General features: G+C 67.6%; 18 protein-coding genes, 1 other RNA gene and 1 pseudogene. 10 read left to right on the top strand and 10 right to left on the bottom strand.

The features are described 5' to 3' along the window. Window positions 1–146 (top strand): annotated as a pseudogene (locus ABIC51_RS13025) (amino acid ABC transporter ATP-binding protein); the annotation flags it as partial. A gap of 100 nt (window positions 147–246) precedes the next feature. Here the strand turns inward: ABIC51_RS13025 and ABIC51_RS13020 are convergent. Beyond that, entirely contained in the window at window positions 247–5,514 is a 5,268-nt protein-coding gene (locus ABIC51_RS13020; RefSeq protein WP_175897914.1) for an autotransporter outer membrane beta-barrel domain-containing protein, read from the bottom strand. A gap of 581 nt (window positions 5,515–6,095) precedes the next feature. Next, on the bottom strand, window positions 6,096–7,007 hold the full coding sequence (locus tag ABIC51_RS13015; protein ID WP_081052699.1) for a class II glutamine amidotransferase: 912 nt from the start codon (window positions 7,005–7,007) through the stop codon (window positions 6,096–6,098). Between the two features lie 205 nt (window positions 7,008–7,212). Here ABIC51_RS13015 and pyrC point away from each other — a divergent pair, with 205 nt between their 5' ends. The 3 genes from pyrC (at window position 7,213) to rnpB (ending at window position 9,588) form a co-directional block, all read left to right on the top strand. Beyond that, complete coding sequence (gene pyrC, locus ABIC51_RS13010) at window positions 7,213–8,277, top strand: dihydroorotase (protein WP_027788369.1); 1,065 nt, start codon at window positions 7,213–7,215, stop codon at window positions 8,275–8,277. Beyond that, complete coding sequence (locus ABIC51_RS13005; protein WP_175897913.1) at window positions 8,274–9,164, top strand: DUF3025 domain-containing protein; 891 nt, start codon at window positions 8,274–8,276, stop codon at window positions 9,162–9,164. The genes pyrC and ABIC51_RS13005 overlap by 4 nt, the downstream gene beginning before the upstream one ends. Window positions 9,165–9,176: 12 nt before the next feature. Next, window positions 9,177–9,588, top strand: an RNA gene (gene rnpB / locus ABIC51_RS13000) — RNase P RNA component class A. Window positions 9,589–9,658: 70 nt separating this feature from the next. Here rnpB and ABIC51_RS12995 read toward each other — a convergent pair. Both ABIC51_RS12995 and ABIC51_RS12990 read right to left on the bottom strand, forming a co-directional pair. Beyond that, window positions 9,659–10,123, bottom strand: a complete 465-nt coding sequence (locus ABIC51_RS12995) for an OsmC family protein (RefSeq protein ID WP_027788367.1) — start codon at window positions 10,121–10,123, stop codon at window positions 9,659–9,661. A gap of 410 nt (window positions 10,124–10,533) precedes the next feature. Further along, window positions 10,534–10,839: a DUF1090 family protein gene (locus tag ABIC51_RS12990; protein ID WP_027788366.1), complete on the bottom strand. Its 306-nt coding sequence runs from the start codon at window positions 10,837–10,839 to the stop codon at window positions 10,534–10,536. A 311-nt stretch (window positions 10,840–11,150) separates the two neighbouring features. Between ABIC51_RS12990 and rplM the strand changes: the two genes are divergently transcribed. The 3 genes from rplM (at window position 11,151) to erpA (ending at window position 12,572) form a co-directional block, all read left to right on the top strand. After that, window positions 11,151–11,579: a 50S ribosomal protein L13 gene (gene rplM / locus ABIC51_RS12985; RefSeq protein WP_009687896.1), complete on the top strand. Its 429-nt coding sequence runs from the start codon at window positions 11,151–11,153 to the stop codon at window positions 11,577–11,579. Between the two features lie 10 nt (window positions 11,580–11,589). Continuing rightward, entirely contained in the window at window positions 11,590–11,982 is a 393-nt protein-coding gene (rpsI, locus tag ABIC51_RS12980; RefSeq protein ID WP_011883283.1) for a 30S ribosomal protein S9, read from the top strand. Between the two features lie 218 nt (window positions 11,983–12,200). Next, on the top strand, window positions 12,201–12,572 hold the full coding sequence (gene erpA, locus ABIC51_RS12975) for an iron-sulfur cluster insertion protein ErpA (RefSeq protein WP_006751888.1): 372 nt from the start codon (window positions 12,201–12,203) through the stop codon (window positions 12,570–12,572). Window positions 12,573–12,678: 106 nt separating this feature from the next. On the opposite strand, the gene ABIC51_RS12970 is transcribed toward erpA, so the two are convergent. Further along, entirely contained in the window at window positions 12,679–13,827 is a 1,149-nt protein-coding gene (locus tag ABIC51_RS12970; RefSeq protein ID WP_146253351.1) for an anhydro-N-acetylmuramic acid kinase, read from the bottom strand. A 142-nt stretch (window positions 13,828–13,969) separates the two neighbouring features. On the opposite strand from ABIC51_RS12970, the gene tyrS reads away from it, so the two are divergent. From tyrS to ABIC51_RS12955, 3 genes are read left to right on the top strand one after another with little or no spacing between them, the layout of a single operon-like run. Next, window positions 13,970–15,211 (top strand): tyrosine--tRNA ligase, encoded by a 1,242-nt coding sequence (gene tyrS / locus ABIC51_RS12965; protein ID WP_146253352.1) that lies wholly within the window; start codon window positions 13,970–13,972, stop codon window positions 15,209–15,211. Next, window positions 15,208–15,666: a D-aminoacyl-tRNA deacylase gene (gene dtd / locus ABIC51_RS12960; protein ID WP_011350959.1), complete on the top strand. Its 459-nt coding sequence runs from the start codon at window positions 15,208–15,210 to the stop codon at window positions 15,664–15,666. Before tyrS ends, dtd begins: the two co-directional genes overlap by 4 nt. Before the next feature lie 23 nt (window positions 15,667–15,689). Continuing rightward, a complete protein-coding gene (locus tag ABIC51_RS12955; RefSeq protein WP_027788364.1) occupies window positions 15,690–16,352 on the top strand; it encodes a histidine phosphatase family protein in 663 nt (220 codons plus the stop codon). 60 nt (window positions 16,353–16,412) lie between these two features. Here ABIC51_RS12955 and ABIC51_RS12950 read toward each other — a convergent pair whose 3' ends face one another. From ABIC51_RS12950 to ruvC, 5 genes are all read right to left on the bottom strand, one after another. Next, on the bottom strand, window positions 16,413–17,540 hold the full coding sequence (locus tag ABIC51_RS12950; protein ID WP_175897948.1) for a ParB/Srx family N-terminal domain-containing protein: 1,128 nt from the start codon (window positions 17,538–17,540) through the stop codon (window positions 16,413–16,415). Window positions 17,541–17,692: 152 nt separating this feature from the next. Then, a complete protein-coding gene (locus ABIC51_RS12945; protein ID WP_175853451.1) occupies window positions 17,693–18,646 on the bottom strand; it encodes an oxygenase MpaB family protein in 954 nt (317 codons plus the stop codon). A gap of 24 nt (window positions 18,647–18,670) precedes the next feature. Further along, complete coding sequence (gene ruvB, locus ABIC51_RS12940) at window positions 18,671–19,741, bottom strand: Holliday junction branch migration DNA helicase RuvB (protein WP_021162489.1); 1,071 nt, start codon at window positions 19,739–19,741, stop codon at window positions 18,671–18,673. 108 nt (window positions 19,742–19,849) lie between these two features. After that, a complete protein-coding gene (gene ruvA, locus ABIC51_RS12935; RefSeq protein ID WP_021162490.1) occupies window positions 19,850–20,431 on the bottom strand; it encodes a Holliday junction branch migration protein RuvA in 582 nt (193 codons plus the stop codon). Between the two features lie 173 nt (window positions 20,432–20,604). Next, window positions 20,605–21,147, bottom strand: coding sequence for a crossover junction endodeoxyribonuclease RuvC (gene ruvC / locus ABIC51_RS12930; protein WP_021162491.1), 543 nt, complete (start codon window positions 21,145–21,147; stop codon window positions 20,605–20,607). Window positions 21,148–21,160: the final 13 nt, after the last annotated feature.

Raw genomic sequence — 21,160 nt, 5'->3', positions numbered from 1 at the left:
ACGAGATGGGCTTCGCGAAGAAGGTCGCGCATCGCGTGATCTTCATGGACAAGGGCGCGATCGTCGAGGACGACCGCAAGGACGATTTCTTCTCGAATCCGAAATCGGAACGCGCGAAGGACTTCCTCGCGAAGATCCTGCACTGAGCGTTCACGCGGGTCACGCGCTTCACGCGCGTCGATGCGAACACCGCCCGGCCGAGCGCCGGGCGGTTTTTTTTCGTCCGCTGTCCGCCGTTCGCGGGCGTTACCAGCTGTAGCGGTAGCCGACCTGCCCGACGATGCCGCGCCGATAGTCGCCGCCGATGTTGCGCGCGATCTTCGCGTTCGCGTACAGCTCGCCTGACTTGCCGAAGCTCGCGGTCACGCCGACGCCGAGCTCGTACCACGTGCGGCCGAGATGCGTCGCGAACGGCGTGCCGCCGACGACGGTCTGGCCCGGCGACAGGAAGTCGTGCAGCACGTCGGCCGTGAAGTACGGCGTGGCAGCGCTGCCGCCCGAACCGGACTGCAGGTTCGGCCGGAAGATGCGCACCCCGACGCGGCCGCGCAGCGCGTTCGTCGTCGTACCCGATACCGCCGATACGTTGTCGTTGAACCCGTTCAGCTTCAGGTACTGGTACATCAGCTGCGCCTGCGGCTCGACCGCGACCGGCAGGCCGCCGATCGCGAAGGGCTTGCCGACTTCCTGCGACAGCGCGACGCCGAAGCCGTTTTGCGACGCCTCGTTGCCGTAGCTGTCGCGATAGCGGTTGCCGTAGTGCGTGACCTGCCCGACGCTGTCGAAGTACGTGCCGTCTGACAGGTACTTCGTCCAGTAGCCGCCGACGCTCTGCGCGTGCATCTCGACCGAGCCCGTCGACGTCGACAGGTTGGCCGTATCGGCGCGCGCCATGTCGCTGAAGCTCGCGTTCGACACGCCGATGCTGGCCGTCACGCCCGCATGCGTGCTGCCGGCGCCGTTCGGCGCCTGGTCGAGCGTCCAGTCCTTGCCGAACTGCGCGAAGAAGGTGCGCTCGTCGGCCGAGAAGCGGCCCGCGTTCGCGTCGAGGCTCTGGCCGCCGATGCGCCCCCACACGCCGTCGCGATTGCCGGGCTGCTGCTTGTCGAGGTTGGCGATGTCGCCGACGCGCTCGTGCAGCTTGCCGAGCGTCGAGAAGCCGTAGTCGGCGTTCAGCAGCGGCGTGAGCGCGTAGCCGGCGACCCCGGGGCGATACGCGAGCGTGCCGCCGTTGCCGCTGCCGTTGCCGTTCCCGCCGCCGTCGCCGGACGGGTGGATCGGGTCGCCCGGGTCCGACGGATCGAGTTGCGAGCGCAGGTACCAGCCGTTCGCGTCACCTTGCCCGCCGCGATAGAGCCGGTATTCGTACGCGCCCGCCTGCACGGGCCCGGCGAGCTGGAATGCCGATGCGGTGGTCGTGCCGCCGCTGGTCGTGACGACCACCGGAATCCCGTCGCCCTTCGTCTGCGCGCCGGTGCCGGCCGTGTTGGCGATCTTCAGGCCCGTCGTGCCGCTTGCCGTGCCGCCGTTCACGATCACCCGGTCGGTCGGCGATGCGTCGGCGCCGAGGAACGTGTTGAGCGCGATCGTGCCGCCGTTGCCGACGTAGCTGCCGGTCGTGAGCGTCTTGTAGCTGCCCGCGAGCGTCGGCGAACCGGTCGGCGCGGCGAATGCGACCAGGCCCGCATTGTTCAGGCTGCTCAGCACGGAGCTGCCCGTCATGCGCCACGTGCTGGTGGGGTCGACGGTCAGTGCGACCGGGTCGATCTTGCCGGTCAGGGTCGTGCCGTTCGCGAGGCGCACGTTGCCGGTGCTCGAGGCGTCCGAGACGATGTCGCCGGCCAGGTTCACGGCCGAGGCGGTGAAGGTGGCGTTGCTGCCGTTCGACAGGTCGAGCAGCGTACCGTTGCCGGCCGTCACGACCGTACCGTTGCGCACCGCGATGTCGGCCGTGCCGCCGCGCGCGGCGAAGGCCGGGCCGGTCGCGGACGTCACGCTGCCGCCGTCGACGAGCACCGAACTCGTCGCGCCGTTTGCGAGCGTATCGGACGTCAGCACGCCGGCCGCCGCGCCCTTGAGCGTCGTGCCGGTCAGTGCGAGCACGCCGCCGCTGTCGGCGGTTGCACCGTTGCCGGCGGCACTGGCGATCGTCGAGCCCGTATCGCCGATGCGGCCACCGTTGCGTGCGACGATGCCGTCGGCCAGGCTGCCCGATGCGGCGATCTTCGCGGCCGACAGCAGGGCCGTCGCACCGCCATCCATGACGATCGCGTGTGCGCCGGCACCCGTCGTCGCGACGGTCGTGCCGGTCGCCGCGAGCGTCGAATCCGCGCCCGTCACGTGGACGCCGAGCGCGTTGCTGCCGGCGGTGCGCACGACCGTCGCCGCATCGGCCGCGATGCGCGCGCCACCGCCCGTCGACACGATGCCGTTCGCGCCGCCGCCGGTCGTCGTGACCTGTGTGCCGGACAGCGCGATCGTCGTATTCGTGCCGAGGTTGTGAATCCCGCTGCCCGAGCCGCCGGCCGCGATCGACGTCGCACCGGCCGCGATCCCGCCGCCCGATACGGTCGAGTCGATCAGCACGCCGTCGGCGCTGCCGTTCGCGATCACGGTGCCGGTGCCCGACAGCGCGACCGATGCGCCGGCACCCGTCAGACGCACGCCCGCGACGCCGTCATCGGCTTCGATCGAACCCGCGTTGGCCAGCGTGGCCGACGCGCCCTGCACGAGCGCACCGGTGCCGTTCGATACGCGGATCGTCGACGCGTTGTTCACCGTGCCGAGCGTGCCGACCACGACGCCCGTCGAGCCGGCGCCCGTCAGCAGCACCGAGTCGCGGTTCTCGAGCGTGCCGAGGTTCTGCGCGACGAAGCCCGTCACGCCCGCGGTCGACGACGTTACGGCCGCGTCGTTGGTCAGCGTCGTCGCGACCGGCGCGCCGGCATTGGCGCCGGCGAGGTCGTGCGCCTGGCCGTCGACGACGCCCGCGATCGCGCCTGCGGCATTCAGGTTGATCGTCGCGCCCGCGTCGATCGTGCCTTGCGCGCCGCCCTCGACGCCGATCGCGATCCCGTTCGCGCCGTTGACGTTGTAGATCGCGTTACCGGTCGACAGCACGGTGCCGGCGTCGGTCGCGAGCATGCCGTGCGCGCGCTGGCCGTTGACGTCGGTCGTCAGCGTTCCGGCTGCCGACGCGCCCGTGTAGGCAGCGCCGCCCGCGACTCGGAACAGCGTCGAATCGTCGGTGTCGACGCTCAGGTGCTGCGCGGCGACGTTGATCTTCGAGCCGGCGCCATAGGCATAGAAGCCGATCTGGCTGGTGCCCGACATGAACGCCGGCACCGCGTTGGCGCCGACGTCGATCGTCGCGCCCGAGCGCGCGTGCACGCCGATCGCACCGGTGCCCGTCAGGTTGAGTGCGCCGTCGAGCGTGGCTTTCGCGTGCGGCCCCTCGGCCCACACGCCGTAGTTTCGTGTGCCCGATGCGGGATCGAGGCCGCCGGCCACGTTGATCGTGCCGGTCGAGGTCGCGGCCGTCGCGTTCGTGCCGGTCCCGACGACCATGATGCCGATGCCGTTTACGCCGTTCAGCGTGATGGTGCCGGTGTTGGTCACGGTCGCCGCCGTGTTGGCCGCGAGCATGCCGACGTTGGCGAGCGGCGTGCCGGGCGCGGCACCGTTGACGACGATCGAGCCCGCGTTGGTCAGCGTGCCGGACGACGAGTTGATGCTCGCCATGGCGGCGCCGTTCTGCGTCTGCGAACCGATCACGATCGTGCCGAGGTTGTTCGCGGTGCCCGACGGGCCGAGCAGGATGCCGTATGCGTGCGTGGACAGCGCGACGTCGTTCGCGGCCTCCGGCGTGCCGGCATCGTACTGGGCCGCGCGGCCGAGATAGATCGTGCCGCCGGCTTCGTTCGTGAAGCTGCCGCCGGCGACGAGGCCGCCGATCACCTGGCTGTCGAGCGTCGTCGCGTTGACGCCGACGTTGATCGTGCCGGCGTTCGATGCGTTCGCGCCGTCGGTCGCGGCGATCGCGTAGTTCTGCAGGTCGAGCCGGTTGTGGTCGAGATTCCACGCACCGACGTTCATCACGCCGTTGTTGACGAACGTGGTGCCCGTACCGTTGGCATACACGCCGCTGCCTTCGACGTACGTATCGAGGCCGAAATTGTCGGGCGGTGCGGTGCCGCCCGTGCCGACATTGTCGCCCGACGTGTAACCGGACGAAATCACGCCGTTGTTGACGCCGCTCGCGCCGCTCAACAGGCGCACCAGGGTGAAGTCGCCCGACAGGCGCCCGTCGTTGACGAAGTGCGCGCCGTTTTCCGCGACGACGGCCGCGCTCGCGTCGATCGTATTGGCGCCGCGGAAGTCGATCTGGCCGTCCTTGCCGATGTGCAGCGTCGCGTTCGCACCCGTGCCGTGCATCGCCGACGGATAGTTTCTGGGGAGCGCGTTCTTGTCGTCGGGCGACACGTTGTTCGCATACTCGAAGGTTTGCGTGGCGAACGTCACGGCCTGGCCGAACGCATTGTCGTAGGCTGCCTGCGAGCCGAGTGCGCCGTTCTGGACCGAACGCACGAGAAAGTTGTTGTACGCGGCGAGCGACGCGGCGTCGGTGACGGTCCACTTGCTGCCATCGAACGCGGTGAAGGTGCCCGCGTAGGTCGGCACGTCGAGCTCGATGCGGCCGACGGGGCCGCCGCTTGCCAGATAGTCGCCGGTGATGAACCAGACCTGGTTCCGCGAATTCCAGTTGATGACGCTCGGTGTCGAGCCGGTGCCGTCCGCGTAGGTCAGGTCGGTCTGCTTGGCCGCGATCGTGATCGCGTTGCCGGTCGCCGCGGGTGCGTTCGCGGGATTGCCGATCGATACGTCGAGCGTGCCGCCCGAATTCGCGACCGTGCCGATGCGCGTGTTCACGTACTGGTCGCCGTTCACGTCGTGATAGACCTGCACGACGGTCGAGCCCGCGTTCGACGCGACGAACGCGGTCGAGTCGTAAGTGGCGACGGACGTATGGCCGCCCGTGATCGAGTCGGGGGTGCCGACGCTCTGCGTCTTGCCGCCGAGCGACACCAGCGGCTGATCCGGATTGCCTGAAATGATGGGCGTGTTGGCGAACGGCATCGGCGTATAGCCCATGTCGCCGGTTGCGCCGGTCCATGCGCCCGTCAGGCCGACGCGGTCGCCGCCCGACACGGTCGTGGCGCCGGCGAGGTCGTCATTGACGGTCGGGCTGAAGCTGCCGAGCGCGCAGGTACCGCCGCTCGCGACGGCCGCGCCGCTGCCGCACGTCGATGCGTACGCGGAGCTTGCCGACAGCATGGCCAACACGGCACCGAGTGCCGCGGCGCGAAGCGGCGTCCGGCGCGCTGCCGCGTGGGCGGCGCGAAGGCCTGCACCGGATGGGCTGCCCGACCGCTTGCCGCGCGCCCGCGCGGTTTCCGCAACCGCGACCCAGCAGCCGGTGGTCTCGCTCCATATCGATCGAAATGAGTGATTCACGACAAGCCCCTCTCTCTTGTTTTGATGTGGTTTTCACCGCGGTGCGGTGAAATCGCAATCCGCGGTGGGGAATGGCGTGAATGGATGTGTGGCGTCCGTGGCCGTATCTCCGTCATTCGCGATTCGTTACACCGAGGATGAGCGGACTCTACTGATCGGGAAGGAGGTGAATTGTCGGGAAGCTAACAAATGCGGCAATAGTGCCGTTTTTATTCGGTATTTTTTGATTGTGTGACGAATCGAACTGAAAGCCTTGTGGGGTAAGGATTCGCCCGATTATTTGCGTGCGGGTTCGTGATCGCTGGATCAGTGGGGTGGCGCACGGTTTGCGTCAGGCCGATACGTTAAAATGCGGTTTCCGGATTATCTGCATTCCGATTGAATGATTTATTATTTTCTCGCCTGGATCGTTTTATATTGAAACGAATCGAATCGGGCGAATGTTGTGCTGCTTCGCTTCGATATACGGGAATCTGGCCCGGATGAACCGGAATCGGCACCCGGCGAGCGATATGACCCGGCGGCGAGCCGTCGACTTGCCGGACAGCGGCTGACAGGGGAAGGGCGCTGGCGCGCGGGGCTCAGAAGTCGATCGCGTCGTCGGAATCGACGTCGGCGGCGGTGGCGAGCGCCTCGCGTGTGTCACGCGGCGCCGATGCCGATGCGTCGAGCGCCGGATTGCGCAGCTTCTCGAGCACGCGTTCGGGCACCGGGATCCGCATCCGCGCGGCGACGTCGCCGCACTGGAACATGATCAGTTCGCCCGGCTCGAACGCGGTCCAGACTTCGTTGTCGGTGAGCGGTTGCGTCGCGATCACCGCGACGCGATCCTCGGGCGTCGTGTATTTCGCGAAGTCGATCGACAGGTCTTCGTCGACGAGATGCGCGGTCGAGAACGGCCAGCGCCGCACGAGGTAGTGCAGCCGCGTCGAGCAGTGCGCGAACAGCGCCTGGCCATTCGACATCAGGAAATTGAACACGCCGTGATCGGTGATGCCGCGTGTCAGCTCGCCGACGCGCTCGAACAGTTCGGGCAACGGCGGCTGCGCGCCGGGAAACGTTTCGCGCAGCCCCTGCATCAGCACGCAGAACGCCTGTTCGCTGTCGGTCGTGCCGACCGGATGATAGACGCTGCCGTCCATGTCCGGTGCGTAGTCCTGGAGGTCGCCGTTATGCGCGAAGATCCAGTGCCGGCCCCACAGCTCGCGCATGAACGGATGGCTGTTCTCGAGCAGGATGTGGCCTTGCGTCGCCTTGCGGATGTGCGCGATGGTGTTCTTGGACTTGATCGGGTAGCGCTTCACCATTTCGGCGATCGGCGACGTGGCCGATGCCTGGTGATCGATGAACAGGCGGCAGGCCTTGTCCTCGAAGAACGCGATGCCCCAGCCGTCGGCATGGTGATCGGTGAGCCCGCCCCGGGCCGCGAAACCTGTGAAGGAGAATGTGACGTCCGTCGGCGCGGCGCAGTTCATTCCTAAGAGTTGGCACATTTTACTTGGGGCAGCAGGCTCAGGCGGGGGGTAACGAACCGGGCGAACCCCGGTACAATGCGGCTTCTAGCATATCACCGAGCCCTGAGCGGTAAAAAGCGGATTCCGCTGGCCAAAGGCCCCGTGTTGCGGTTTGCCGTCAGTCGGCCCGCGCACGCGTGTTCCGGCCCCGCCAACGGCAAGCACGTTCCTCACGACGCCTCCTATGACTGCCTCGAACGCTTCCTCCCCGGCGACGCTCTCGCTCGCCCGTCCCGACGACTGGCACCTGCACCTGCGAGACGGCGACATGCTGGCCGCCGTGCTGCCGCACACCGCGCGCCAGTTCGGCCGCGCGATCGTCATGCCGAACCTGAAGCCGCCGGTGACGACCACCGCGCAGGCGCAGGCCTATCGCGAGCGCATCCTCGCCGCGCTGCCGGCCGGGATGACGTTCGAACCGCTGATGACGCTGTACCTGACCGACAACACGCCGCCCGACGAGATCCGCCGCGCGCGCGAAAGCGGCTTCGTGCACGGCGTGAAGCTGTATCCGGCCGGTGCGACGACGAATTCCGACCACGGTGTCACCGATCTCGCGAAATGCGCGAAGACGCTCGAGGCGATGCAGGAAACCGGCATGCCGCTGCTCGTGCACGGCGAGGTGACCGATGCATCGATCGACCTGTTCGACCGCGAGAAGGTCTTCATCGACCGCGTAATGACGCCGCTGCGCCGCGATTTCCCGGGCCTGAAGGTCGTGTTCGAACACATCACGACGAAGGACGCGGCCGACTACGTGCGCGACGCCGATGCGGCGCCCGGCCTGCTCGGCGCGACGATCACCGCGCATCACCTGCTGTACAACCGCAATGCGCTGTTCGTCGGCGGGATTCGCCCGCATTACTACTGCCTGCCGGTGCTGAAGCGCGAGACGCATCGCGTCGCGCTGGTCGAGGCCGCGACGTCGGGCAACCCGCGCTTCTTCCTCGGTACCGACAGCGCGCCGCATGCGCGCGACGCGAAGGAAACCGCGTGCGGCTGCGCGGGTTGCTATACGGCGCTGCATGCGCTCGAACTGTATGCGGAAGCGTTCGACCACGCCGGTGCGCTCGACAAGCTGGAAGGTTTCGCGAGCTTCTTCGGCGCCGATTTCTACGGGCTGCCGCGCAGCGCCGAGACGGTCACGCTGCGTCGCGAGGCATGGGAGTTGCCGCGCGAGATCTTCGCGGGCGATACGCCCGTCGTGCCGCTGCGCGGCGGCGAGACGATCGGCTGGAAACTGGCGTGACCTCCGCGCCGCCGCGCGAATCTGGCCAGGCGGCCGGTAGCGGGGCGGCGGATTTTGCGCGGATCGACTGGTCCGTGCCGTGGCTCGCGCCGTACGCGGGCCCCGGCCGCGTTGTACAGGCGGCCGCAAGGGCGGGCGAGGCCGCGCTGCTCGACGCGCTGAACGGCACCCTGGGCGATACCGGGCCCGACGGCCCGCGCACCAGCGGCCGTGGCCGGCCGCTGCGGTTCGTGCCGCAGGCAGCATTGCCGCCCGGCGTCGCGTACGAGACCCATATCGCGGAGACGGGCGGTGTCCCGACCCGCCACAATCTGCACGACTTCTTCAACGCGCTCGTCTGGTTCGCGTATCCGCGCGTCAAGGCCGCACTGAACGCGCGCCAGGCCGCGGCGATCGACGCGGCGGGCGGGGTCGGCCCCGTGCGCGGCACGTTGCGCGACGCGCTCACGCTGTTCGACGAGAACGCCGCGTTGTTCGTGACGGCCGACCGTGCGCTCGCCGACGCGCTGCGCGGGTTCGACTGGCCGCGGCTGCTGGTCGCCGCGCGCGATGCGTGGGGCACGCGCTGCGAGGCGCGGCTGGTCGGCCATGCGCTGCTCGAGAAACTCGTCGCGCCTTACAAATCCTGCACCGCGCACACGTGGATCGTCGAAGTGGGCGCCGACTATTTTTCGTGGCCCGACACGCAACGCATTGCGCATGTCGACGCCCGTGTTGCCGCGGAACTCGCGACGCGCGCGCTGACGAGCCGCGATTTCGCGCCGCTTCCGGTGCTCGGCGTGCCGGGCTGGTGCGATGCGAATGTCGAGCCCGCGTTCTACGACGATCCGGCCGTATTTCGCAGCGGCCGCCGCTCGCGCGCTGCCGGCGGCGGCGCGCAGTGCTAGAATGCGCGTCGCAAAGCAGGCCAGGCAGTCGCGGCCTCGCCGCCTTCGGGCGCGCGGGGGCGAGGAAAGTCCGGACTCCACAGGGCAGGGTGATGGCTAACGGCCATCCGTGGCGACACGCGGAACAGGGCAACAGAAAGCAAACCGCCGATGGCCCGGCGCAAGCCGGGATCAGGTAAGGGTGAAACGGTGCGGTAAGAGCGCACCGCGGCGACGGCGACGTTCGCCGGCACGGTAACCTCCACCCGGAGCAATTCCAAGTAGGCAGGCGCGCGTCTTCGGATGCAGGACGGGGCCCCCGTCTCGTCTGCGGGTAGGAAGCTTGAGCGCGTCAGCAATGGCGCGCCTAGAGGAATGGCTGCCACGCGTTGCGTGCTTCGGCGCGCAGCGTGCACAGAATCCGGCTTATCGGCCTGCTTTGCCGTTCGAATGCGAAAGGGCCGGCGTCTCCCAACGGAGCGCCGGCCCTTTTTTCATGTGCGCTGGCCGTGCGGTCAGCCGGCGACGATGTCGAACGAATGCGTGAGTTCGGCCGTCTTCGCGATCATGATCGACGCCGAGCAATACTTGTCATGCGACAGGTTGATCGCGCGTTCGACCGTGGCCGGGTTCAGGTTGCGGCCGGTGACGGTGAAGTGGAAGTGCACTTTCGTGAACACCTTCGGGTCTTCGCTCGCGCGTTCGGCCTTCAGTGTGACCGAGCAGCCGCTGACTTCCTGGCGGCTCTTCTTCAGGATCAGCACGACGTCATAGGCCGTGCAGCCGCCGGTGCCGAGCAGCACCATCTCCATCGGGCGCGGCGCCAGGTTGTGACCGCCGCCTTCGGGCGCGCCGTCCATCGCGACGAGGTGGCCGCTGCCGGTCTCGGCGGAAAACGCCATGCCGTCCTGGCCCATCCAGCTTACTTTGCATTCCATGCTTGCACTCCAGCGTTGCCTGATTCGGATTCGATCCGGCATTGTAGCCCGCGGCGCAACGGCCGGCTGATGCGGTGCACGACGCGCAACGCGGGCGCCGCGCGAGCAGCGCCCCGGACAGCCAATTCCCCTCGGGACTTAGGGGTTTTGCTCTAGACGAGGGCGGCTCCTGATCGTGCTTTCCGGAATCAGGCCATTGATTTCAAAGAGAAAAGTCGTGATTCAAACGCGCCGCATTAAATTTCATATTGTGGCGTTTGATTTCGCAATGCAAATTTTCTTGTGGAGTCGGCGACGCGTTCGTATAATGAGCCTCATTGGTTGTCGCGCTGCGGCAACCTCCGAATGTCTCCTCCACCCTCCTCCTATGGTGGATTAAGCCCGAACCAGCCGTTCGGGCTTTTTTTCGTCCCATGCAAACATCGGCGCGCGGTTTGCGCGCGCCGACAGGGTCACGCGGGCTGCCTTGCGGCAGGCTGCGAGGTCGCGTCGGGCGGCGTGCCGCGCGGGCGCGCATCGGGCGCCGGCGCGTGGACGGCCGATGCATGGCCGTGCCCGCGTGCGCAGAAGTGGCGGACGCGTTCGCGCACCGCGCGCAGGCGGGCGACGCGATCCTCGGCATGCGCGGCACGGGCTTCGGCAAGGCGTGTATCGAGGGCTTCGAGCTTGGCTTCGCAGTCGGCGCGGGCGGCGACGGCAGGTGCCGCGGCGGCCAGCATCACGGCCGCGAGGAAGGGTGTAAGTCGTTGATTCATCATGCTTGTTTGTTGTTTTCCGTGTTCGGCCGGTCTGGCGCGGCAAGGTCATGTGCCGCGTGTCGATGGGTGCCTCCCCGGGCGCTCGGTTCGCCTGGCTTGTCGGGGCACGACCGGATTTTGGCCCATTTCGGCCGCCGTGGACACGGGGAGCGGATTCCCTTTGACCGCGTTGCGGTATTTCCTTTATAATTCAGGGCTTTTCCGCATTCATGCCCACGGAAAAAGAACAGGGAGAGCCTGCACCGCGCCTCGAAGCGCACACAGACAAGCAGGAAGAACACATCGGGCAAAGCAATTTTTTTGGATCGATCATGAAGACGTTTTCCGCAAAAGCCCATGAGGTGACGCGCGAATGGTACGTGATTGACGCGACGGATAAGGTTCTCGGCCGTGTTGCCAGCGAAGTGGCACGCCGTCTGCGCGGCAAGCACAAGCCTGAGTTCACCCCGCACGTCGACACTGGTGATTTCATCATCATCATCAACGCGAGCAAGTTGAAGGTCACGGGCAACAAGACTCTGGACAAGAAGTACTACCGTCACTCGGGCTACCCGGGCGGTATCTATGAAACGACGTTCGGCAAGATGCAGGAACGCTTCCCGGGCCGCGCGCTCGAGAAGGCGGTCAAGGGCATGCTGCCGAAGGGCCCGCTCGGTTACGCGATGATCAAGAAGCTGAAGGTCTACGCAGAAGCGACGCATCCGCACTCGGCTCAACAGCCGAAGGCGCTCGAGATCTAAGGGGACCCACATGATCGGTAACTGGAACTACGGTACGGGCCGCCGCAAGAGCGCAGTCGCACGTGTCTTCATCAAGGCTGGCAAGGGCGACATCATCGTCAACGGCAAGCCCATCGCTGACTACTTCTCGCGCGAAACGTCGCTGATGATCGTGCGTCAACCGCTGGAACTCACGAACCACGGCCAGACGTTCGACATCAAGGTGAACGTGAACGGCGGCGGCGAAACGGGTCAGGCAGGTGCAGTGCGCCACGGCATCACCCGTGCACTGATCGACTACGATGCGACGCTGAAGCCGTCGCTGTCGAACGCAGGCTTCGTCACGCGCGATGCGCGTGAAGTCGAGCGTAAGAAGGTCGGTCTGCGCAAGGCACGCCGCGCCAAGCAGTTCTCGAAGCGTTAATTCCGCTTCATGGCCGCGCCGCTTCCGGGCGGCGTCCGCCGGAAAAACCGCCAGCTTTTGCGCTGGCGGTTTTTTTATGTCCGTTTCCAGGCGCGTGCTGTCGCGGCCTGCGCATGCGTGTTTGATGAAATCGACAAGAACCTATTGATTTCATGGACTTCAGCACGATCTTCTGATCGGCCCTACAATAGCGGCTAAAGCTTTTTGGAGAGTTCGCAATGAACGCTGTTACCGAATCCGCAGCAACGACGGCCGAAATGCCGGTTCCGTTCGTCTTCACCGACGCCGCAGCCGACAAGGTCAAGCAACTGATCGACGAAGAGGGCAATCCCGACCTGAAGCTGCGCGTGTTCGTGCAGGGCGGTGGCTGCTCCGGCTTCCAGTACGGCTTCACGTTCGACGAGGAAGTCAACGAGGACGACACCGTGATGAACAAGAACGGCGTCCAGCTCCTGATCGACTCGATGAGCTACCAGTACCTGGTCGGCGCCGAGATCGACTACAAGGACGACCTTAACGGCGCCCAGTTCGTGATCAAGAACCCGAACGCGACCACCACCTGCGGGTGCGGCTCGTCGTTCTCGGTCTGAGCGCACGACAGATCCACGCCGGTTCGCCGGAATGAAAAACGGGGCATCATGCCCCGTTTTTTGTGCCCGTTTTCCATGCGGCGCTCGCCGCGCGGCCGGCATCGCATCAGCGCGGATAGAGTGCGCCGAGCACGCGGTTGCTGGCCGCACCGGTGACCGTCGCGAGATTGCCGGGCTGGCGCGCGGTGAAACGGTACGCGAGCCACGCGAACGCGAGTGCCTCGACCTGCTGAGGCGGCACGCCGAGTGCCGCCGTCGTATCGACGGTGGCCGGCACGCCGGCCTCGCGCAGCGCGTGCCGGAGCGCATCGAGCAGCACCGGATTGCGCGCGCCGCCGCCGCATACGAACACGGCCTTGCAGCCCGCTGCATGCTGTGCGATCTCGCGCGCGACCGAAACGGCCGTGAGCGCGGTGAGGGTGGCCTGCACGTCCTGCGGCGCGACGTGTGAGAACGTGGCGAGCTTCGCGTCGAGCCAGGCGGGATTGAACAGGTCGCGCCCGGTGCTTTTCGGCGGCGGTGCGGCGAAATAGGGCTCGTCGAGCAGCGCGTCGAGCAGCGCTGCATGGACGGTGCCGCGCGCCGCGAACTTGCCGCCGTCGTCGTACGGCTTGCCGAGATGGCGGGTCGCCCATTCGTCGAGCAGCGCATTCGCGGGGCCGCAGTCGAAACCGCGCACGTCGCCGCCTTCGCCGGGCAGGATCGTGATGTTGCTGATCCCGCCGAGATTGCAGACGACGCGCGTCTCGCCCGCCGCGCCGAACACCGTTGCATGGAAGGCCGGCGCGAGCGGCGCCCCGTGGCCGCCTGCCGCGACGTCGCGGCTGCGGAAATCGGCGATCACGTCGACCTGGGCCAGCTCGGCGAGCAGTGCCGGGTTGTTGATCTGCCGCGTATAACCGCGCTCGGGGCGATGGCGCACGGTCTGGCCGTGCACGCCAATCGCGCGGATCTCGTCACGCGACAGCCCGGCCGTGCGCTGCAATTCGTGGCAGCACACCGCATAGCGCGCGACCAGCGCGTTCGCGGCGAGCGATTCGCGGTCGATCTCGTCGTCGCCGGGCTGCTGCAGCGCGAACAGCACGTCGCGCAGCGATTGCGCGAAGCCGACGAACGCTTCCGCGAGCACGACCGGCGCCTTGCCGGCCTCGAAACGCACGGCGACACCATCGACGCCGTCCATGCTGGTTCCCGACATCAGCCCGAAGTAGATGCCGTCGGCCGGATGGGCGTTTTGCGGCTGTCGTTGCGGCACGTTGGGTTCTCCTGGATCGTGCGGCGCGGGCCGGTGCCGCGCGCCTTGCGCCCGATTATCCGCGCAACGCGGCGCGCCGTTAAGCGATGGGCGCGCAAGTTATGGGAAAATCCCTGTTTTTGCGACATTCTTCCTGGCACCGATGAGCACCGAACCCAGTTCCAAGCCTGTTTTCCCGATCACCGACGAAGTCCGGCATGCGCTCGCCGTCACGAAGCGCGGCGTCGACGAACTGCTGATCGAGGAAGAGTTCGCGCAGAAGCTCGCGCGCAGCGCGGCCACGGGCACGCCGCTTCGCATCAAGCTCGGCCTCGACCCGACCGCGCCCGACATCCACATCGGCCACACCGTCGTGCTGAACAAGATGCGTCAGCTGCAGGACCTCGGCCACACGGTGATCTTCCTGATCGGCGATTTCACGTCGCTGATCGGCGATCCGTCGGGCCGCAACGCGACGCGCCCGCCGCTCACGCGCGAGCAGATCGAGTCGAACGCGAAGACCTACTTCGAGCAGGCCGCGCTCGTGCTCGATCGCGAGAAGACCGAGATCCGCTACAACAGCGAATGGTCGATGCCGCTCGGCGCGGACGGGATGATCAAGCTCGCGTCGCGCTACACGGTTGCGCGGATCCTCGAACGCGAGGATTTCACGAAGCGCTTCCAGGGCGGCGTGCCGATCTCGATCCACGAATTCCTGTACCCGCTGATGCAGGGCTACGATTCGGTCGCGCTGAACGCCGATCTCGAGCTGGGCGGCACCGACCAGAAGTTCAACCTGCTGGTCGGCCGCGAGCTGCAGAAGCAGTACGGCCAGGAACAGCAGTGCATTCTCACGATGCCGCTGCTCGAAGGCCTCGACGGCGTCGAGAAGATGTCGAAGTCGAAGGGCAACTATGTCGGCATCAGCGAGAAGCCGACCGACATGTTCGGCAAGCTGATGAGCATCTCGGACACGCTGATGTGGCGTTACTTCGAACTGCTGTCGTTCCGCGGCCTTGACGAGATCGCCGGCTTCAAGCGCGAGGCCGAAGGCGGCCGCAACCCGCGCGACTTCAAGGTGCTGCTCGCGCAGGAAATCGTCGCGCGGTTCCACTCGCAGGCCGACGCCGAACGTGCGCTCGAGGACTTCAACCACCGCGCGAAGGGCGGCGTGCCGGACGACATCCCGTCGGTCACGCTCGCGGGCGCGCCGCTCGCGATCGGCCAGCTGCTGAAGCAGGCGGGCCTCGTGCCGTCGACGAGCGAAGCGCTGCGCAATATCGAGCAGGGCGGCGTGAAGATCGACGGCGCGACCGTGTCGGACAAGGGCCTGAAGATCGAAGCCGGCGAGTTCGTCGTCCAGGTCGGCAAGCGCCGCTTCGCGCGCGTCACGCTGACCGCATGATCGCGCTGATCCAGCGCGTGAAGCGCGCCGACGTGCGCGTCGGCGACCGCACGACGGGCGAGATCGGCGCGGGCCTGCTCGCGCTCGTCTGCGCGGAGCGCGGCGACACCGACGCAGCGGCCGACAAGCTGCTCGCGAAAATGCTCGGCTACCGCGTGTTCAGCGATGCCGCCGGCAAGATGAACCTGCCGGTGTCGAATATCGACGGAGAGGGCCGCGCAGGCGGCCTGCTGCTCGTGTCGCAGTTCACGCTCGCGGCCGATACCAACAGCGGGCTGCGTCCGAGCTTCACGCCGGCCGCGCCGCCCGACGAAGGCGCGCGGCTCTTCGACTATTTCGTCGCGGCCGCGCGTGCGCGCCATCCGGTCGTCGAGACGGGCGAGTTCGGCGCCGACATGCAGGTGTCGCTCGTCAACGACGGCCCCGTGACATTCTGGCTGCAAGTTCGGCCCTGATTCTTCCCCGGAGACGCCCCGCGATGGCCACCACGCAGATTCTTTTCATCCGCCATGGCGAGACCGCCTGGAATCGCATCAAGCGCATCCAGGGCCATATCGACATCCCGCTGGCCGACACCGGGCTCGCGCAGGCCCAAAAGCTGGCCGCGCGGCTCGCACGCGACGCGCGTGACGGTGCACGGATCGACGCGGTCTATTCGAGCGACCTGATGCGCGCGCAACAGACCGCGCAGCCCTTCGCCGATGCGCTCGGGTTGCCGCTGCTGCTGCGGGAAGGGCTGCGGGAACGCTCGTACGGCGCATTCCAGGGGCACGACAGTACCGAGATCGAGGCGTTGTTTCCGGACGCATACGCGGCGTGGCAGACGCGCGATCCGGGTTTCGCGCCGGAAGGCGGCGAGTCGCAGCGTGAGTTCTATCACCGCGTGCTGCACGCGCTCGAGCCGATCGTGGCCGCGCACCCGGGCGGCCGGATCGCGTGTGTCGCGCACGGCGGCGTGCTCGACAGCGTGTACCGGTTTGCAAACGGCATCGAACTGTCGGCGCCCCGCAATTATCAGCTGCTCAACACGAGCATCAACGTCGTCGATTACGTGGATGGCCGCGCGCAGGTCGTGCAGTGGGCCGACGTCTCGCACCTGGACGCCGCAAGCGACGACGACGGGTACCGCAAGGTGCTCTGAACCGGCAGGCCCCGTCCGCCATGGCCGGCCGGGGTTTCCTTCCTGCGTGGCGCTCGCCGCTTACTGCGGCAGCGCGTGGCGGGTCTTGTAGTCGAGCGCGTACGCGATCTTGCCGGGCTTGTCCGCCGCGATCGGCTGGCGCAGCTTGTCGAATTCCCCCTTGTTGTATTTCTTCCCGCCGTTGATCGCGTCCGCGCGCCCGAGGTCGGCGCCCGTCTTGCCGTCGATCACGGGGTCCGTGGCCGCGACCATGCGCGCAGACGCATTCCAGACCGCGTTCAGGTAGCCCGTGTCGGCCTTTGCCGGATCGGGATCGGTTGCGCCGGCGCGCGTCAGGTCGTAGCCGTCGAGCGAGAACGTGCCCGGTTGCGCGCGCAGCCAGTCGGCCCAGTAGAACTCGAGGTAGTCGGTGGCTTGTGGGGGCTTGCTGTAGGCGATGTCGCGCGTGAAATAGACGAGCGAGCGGTAGCGGTCGTTCGTCATCCCGAGTTTCAGGCCGAGCCCGGTCGGCAGTTGGGCGGCCGCGATCGGCTTGCCGTCACCGTTCTTGAGGCGCAGATAACCGCGGCTCTGCATCTGCTGCCAGAACGCGTCGCCCGAGTAGTCGCTGAGGTTGTCCTTGACGACGACGTGCACGTGCAGCGCCGGGCCGCCGTCGGGCGTCTCGTAGTAGGTCGACAGGCCGTGGTGGCCGTCGGTCAGGTACAGCGCATCGCCGTTCGGGCCGATCACGACCGGGTTCAGCACCGACCGGTCGCGGGCGTTCGCGTCGGTCGTCTTGCACGCGTAGCTGGCGGGATCGCGCAGCACCGACCTGGCCGTGTAGCCCGCCGAAGCGATACCGCCGAGGCCTTCGTCCGCGCAGAAGTCGTCGAATTTCTTGTCGGGCTGCAGTTCGTAGCGGCCGAGCTTGTAGTAGATCTGGTCGTAACCGATTGCACCCTGCGTCGGATGGAGGTCGCCGAGCGTCACGTCGATCAGGTCGCCCGCACGGGCGGCCTTCCACTTGCCCGGTTGCGGCGTGACGGTGGCGGGCGGCGCCGGGGCAGGCGCGGTCGGGGTGCCGCCGGACGGCGTTTGCGCGTCCGAACGCGCGACGGCGGCGACATCGTCGCCTCCACAGGCGCCGAGGGCGAGGACGGCGGACAGGCTGGCGGCGAGGGCGAAACGGATCGGCAGGCGTGGCATCGCGGGCATCGGGTGTCGGTCGGATTGGCGGAACCCCGCGCGGGTCACGGACAGGCGGGACGGACGGCGCGTGCGACCATGCGCGGGTGCAAGCCCGTCAGCTTGTCACAGGTATTTGACAGCAAATTGAAATGACGGGAAGAAGCGGATCGTCAGGTGGACGAGGTGCCGTCGGGCGGTGCTGCCGTCGCGCGGCGGCGCGCACGCTTTGACGCGCCGTTCACGAGCGCCCAGCGCAGCACGGGCGCGACGACCCGTATGCCGGGCCGGACCACCGCGCGCCGCAGCGGCGCGAACGTCGACACGCCGAGCATGCGCTGCGCCCACGGCGGCAGCAGGTCGATTCCGGCATGCATCACCAGCGATGCGGCCGGCCGCAGCGCAGGCTTCGCGACCGGCACGTTCAGTAGGATGGACATCACGTCGAACGTACGCGGCCCGGCCTCGAGTTCGGGCTGCATGCGCGCGAGATACGCGGCCACCTCGGCACGCGAACGGGGAACCTCGTGTGCACCGAGCAGTTCGGCGACCAGTGCGGTCTCGGCGTAGTAGCGATCCTGCAATTCGCCCGGCAGGGCCGGATTCACGTAGCGCAGATGCGCGGCGAGGAAACTCGATACTTCCGCGACGTGCACCCAGGTCAGCAACGCCGGATCGTCGGCGCGATACGGCCGGCCGTCCGGTGCGGTGCCCGATATGTGCGCGTGGATCGATTTCACGCGCTCGATCAGTGCGAGTGCGTCCGCGCGACTGCCGAAGGTCGTACCGGTGATGAACGTGGCGGTGCGCCGCAAGCGACCCAGGATGTCGGTGCGAAACGACGAGTGATCCCAGACGCCCGCGAGGGCGAGCGGATGGAGCGCCTGCAGCAGCAGTGCGGCGATGCCGCCCGTCATCATCGACGTGAAGTCGGCATGTACGCGCCAGCAGACGGCGTCGGGGCCGAACAGCCCCGGATCTCCGGGCGGAGAGGAGAGGTCGAGCGACGGGCCGCCGCCGCCCGCCGTCAGGTGCGTGACGCCGGCCACGAGCCGCTTGCGGATCGGCTCGGCCCAGCGCGGGCCCGGTGCGGGTGCGGCGGGGTGGCGGCTGGGCGGCGTCGTCATGGCGGGTGCGGCTCGGGCGACGGGTTACTTCCCGTCGGGGGTATCCCACTCGCCGCGTTCGGTGCGGCCGGCGTCGGGCACGGAAAGCCCGAAGTGGCGATACGTGAGCAGCGTCGCGACGCGCCCGCGCGGCGTGCGCTGCAGGAAGCCCTGCTGGATCAGGTAGGGCTCGAGTACGTCCTCGATCGTGTCGCGCTCTTCGCCGATCGCCGCCGCGAGGTTGTCGATACCGACCGGGCCGCCGTCGAACTTGTACAGGATCGCCTCGAGCAGCTTGCGGTCCATCAGGTCGAAGCCGACCGGATCGACGTCGAGCATCGCGAGCGCGGCATCGGCGACGGCCGCGGTGATCTGGCCATCGGCCTTCACTTCCGCGAAGTCGCGCACGCGGCGCAGCAGCCGGTTCGCAATCCGCGGCGTGCCGCGCGAGCGCTTCGCGATTTCCAGCGCACCGTTCGGATCGATCTGCGCGTTCAGCAGCGATGCCGAGCGCCGCACGATGCGCGACAGTTGATCGGCGTCGTAGAACTCGAGGCGCGCGACGATCCCGAAACGGTCGCGCAGCGGGTTGGTCAGCATCCCGGCGCGGGTGGTGGCGCCGACCAGCGTGAACGGCTGCAGGTCGAGCTTCACGCTGCGCGCGGCCGGGCCTTCGCCGATCATGATGTCGATCTGGTAATCCTCGAGTGCCGGATACAGGATTTCCTCGACGACCGGCGACAGCCGGTGGATTTCGTCGATGAACAGCACGTCGTTCGCCTCGAGGTTCGTCAGCAGCGCGGCGAGATCGCCCGCGCGCTCGAGCACGGGGCCGGACGTCTGGCGCAGGTTCACGCCCATCTCCCGCGCGATGATGTGCGCGAGCGTCGTCTTGCCGAGGCCCGGCGGCCCGAACAGCAGCACGTGGTCGAGCGGCTCGGAGCGGCGCTTGGCGGCTTCGATGAAGATCTCGAGCTGGCCGCGCACCTTTTCCTGGCCGACGTAGTCGTCGAGCTGGCGCGGCCGCAGCGCACGTTCGAACACCTCCTCGTGCGACGAGGCGGGCGTGGCGGCGATGATCCGCTGCTCGGTGGCGAGTTTGTCGGTTTCAATCATGCGGCCATTGTACCGCGCGCCGCACTCGGGCCCACCTGGCCGAACGGCCGACTGGCGCGCAATGCCGCGCCGCGCGACACTGGTTTCGACGGCCGGATTGAACGCGCGTTACGCCTTCGACAGCGCCTTCAGTGCGAGCTTGATGCCTTCGGATACACCGGTGCCGGCCGGCACGTTCTTGATCGCGGCCAGGCCTTCCTTTTCGGAATAGCCGAGCGCAAGCAGCGCGTTGAGGATGTCGGTTGCGTGGTCGGACGGCGACGCGGCGCCGGCGAGCGCGCCGAGATCGGCGCCGAGCTTGCCCTTCAGTTCGAGCAGCAGGCGTTCGGCCGTCTTCTTGCCGATGCCGGGCAGGCGCGTGAGGCGTGCGGCGTCCTGCATCGTCACGGCCTGCGCGAGTTCCTGCACGCTCATGCCGGACAGCACGGCGAGCGCCATGCGCGCACCGATGCCGGTGATCTTCAGCAGTTCGCGGAAGGTCGTGCGCTCTTGAGGCGTCAGGAAGCCGTACAGCAGGTGCGCGTCCTCGCGGACGATCTGCTGCGTGAGCAGCACGACGCGCTCGCCCGTTTGCGGCAGGTTGTAGAAGGTGCTCATCGGCACGTCGATTTCGTAGCCGACGCCGTTGCAGTCGACGAGCAGGTGAGGCGGGTTCTTTTCGAGCAGGATGCCGGCGATGCGACCGATCATGGAGGGCGGGATGCGAGGAATAAAGCGCGAGTGTAGCGCACGTGCGGCGCAATGCCGACGGGATCGGCCGTCAGGCCGGGGCAACGGGTGTCGTGGGTGTGCCGCGTCCGGTCGAAACGGTCGAAACGCTCAACACGGTCGATCCGGCGGACCGCACGCCGGCACGCGCGAGGTCAGCCGACCAGCCGCCCGCGCCGTACGCGCAGCCCTTTCTTCGCGAGCGCCGGCGCGAGGCCGCCGAGCGTGCTGAGCGTGTCGCCGCCGTGCGCGTGGCAGATCGCCATGCCGAGCGCGTCGGCCGCGTCGGAGCCCGGCTGTCCGGAGAGATTGAGCAGCCGCGTGACCATCTCCTGCATTTGCGTCTTGGTCGCGCGGCCGTAGCCGACCACGGCCTGCTTGAGCTGCAGCGCCGTGTATTCGGCGACGGGCAGGCCGCCCGCGACGAGGCCGCAGATCGCGGCGCCGCGCGCCTGGCCGAGCAGCAGCGTCGACTGCGGGTTCACGTTGACGAACACCTTTTCGATCGCGGCCTGATCGGGTGCGTGCTCGCGCACGATGGTCGAGACGCCCTGGAAGATCGTGCCGAGCCGGGTGGCCAGGTCGGCGGTCGGCGTACGGATCACGCCGCTCGCGACATAGGCGAGCCGGTGGCCGCTGACGTCGATGATGCCGAAACCGGTGACGCGCAGGCCGGGGTCGATGCCGAGAATTCGCATGAGTGAGGAGAAT

The organism is Burkholderia sp. 572 (assembly GCF_040545135.1).
Taxonomy (GTDB): Bacteria; Pseudomonadota; Gammaproteobacteria; order Burkholderiales; family Burkholderiaceae; genus Burkholderia; species Burkholderia cepacia.
The sequence above is the reverse complement of the archived record's forward strand: the minus strand, read 5'-3'. Positions and strand labels throughout refer to the sequence as shown.

What these genes read in the sequence shown, in the direction of transcription:
- ABIC51_RS13015 (WP_081052699.1), bottom strand. Translation starts at nt 7,007, where the DNA reads ATGTGCCAACTCTTAGGAATGAACTGCGCCGCGCCGACGGACGTCACA.
- pyrC (WP_027788369.1), top strand. Translation starts at nt 7,213, where the DNA reads ATGACTGCCTCGAACGCTTCCTCCCCGGCGACGCTCTCGCTCGCCCGT.
- ABIC51_RS12995 (WP_027788367.1), bottom strand. Translation starts at nt 10,123, where the DNA reads ATGCCGGATCGAATCCGAATCAGGCAACGCTGGAGTGCAAGCATGGAA.
- ABIC51_RS12990 (WP_027788366.1), bottom strand. Translation starts at nt 10,839, where the DNA reads ATGATGAATCAACGACTTACACCCTTCCTCGCGGCCGTGATGCTGGCC.
- rplM (WP_009687896.1), top strand. Translation starts at nt 11,151, where the DNA reads ATGAAGACGTTTTCCGCAAAAGCCCATGAGGTGACGCGCGAATGGTAC.
- rpsI (WP_011883283.1), top strand. Translation starts at nt 11,590, where the DNA reads ATGATCGGTAACTGGAACTACGGTACGGGCCGCCGCAAGAGCGCAGTC.
- erpA (WP_006751888.1), top strand. Translation starts at nt 12,201, where the DNA reads ATGAACGCTGTTACCGAATCCGCAGCAACGACGGCCGAAATGCCGGTT.
- tyrS (WP_146253352.1), top strand. Translation starts at nt 13,970, where the DNA reads ATGAGCACCGAACCCAGTTCCAAGCCTGTTTTCCCGATCACCGACGAA.
- dtd (WP_011350959.1), top strand. Translation starts at nt 15,208, where the DNA reads ATGATCGCGCTGATCCAGCGCGTGAAGCGCGCCGACGTGCGCGTCGGC.
- ABIC51_RS12955 (WP_027788364.1), top strand. Translation starts at nt 15,690, where the DNA reads ATGGCCACCACGCAGATTCTTTTCATCCGCCATGGCGAGACCGCCTGG.
- ABIC51_RS12950 (WP_175897948.1), bottom strand. Translation starts at nt 17,540, where the DNA reads ATGCCACGCCTGCCGATCCGTTTCGCCCTCGCCGCCAGCCTGTCCGCC.
- ABIC51_RS12945 (WP_175853451.1), bottom strand. Translation starts at nt 18,646, where the DNA reads ATGACGACGCCGCCCAGCCGCCACCCCGCCGCACCCGCACCGGGCCCG.
- ruvB (WP_021162489.1), bottom strand. Translation starts at nt 19,741, where the DNA reads ATGATTGAAACCGACAAACTCGCCACCGAGCAGCGGATCATCGCCGCC.
- ruvA (WP_021162490.1), bottom strand. Translation starts at nt 20,431, where the DNA reads ATGATCGGTCGCATCGCCGGCATCCTGCTCGAAAAGAACCCGCCTCAC.
- ruvC (WP_021162491.1), bottom strand. Translation starts at nt 21,147, where the DNA reads ATGCGAATTCTCGGCATCGACCCCGGCCTGCGCGTCACCGGTTTCGGC.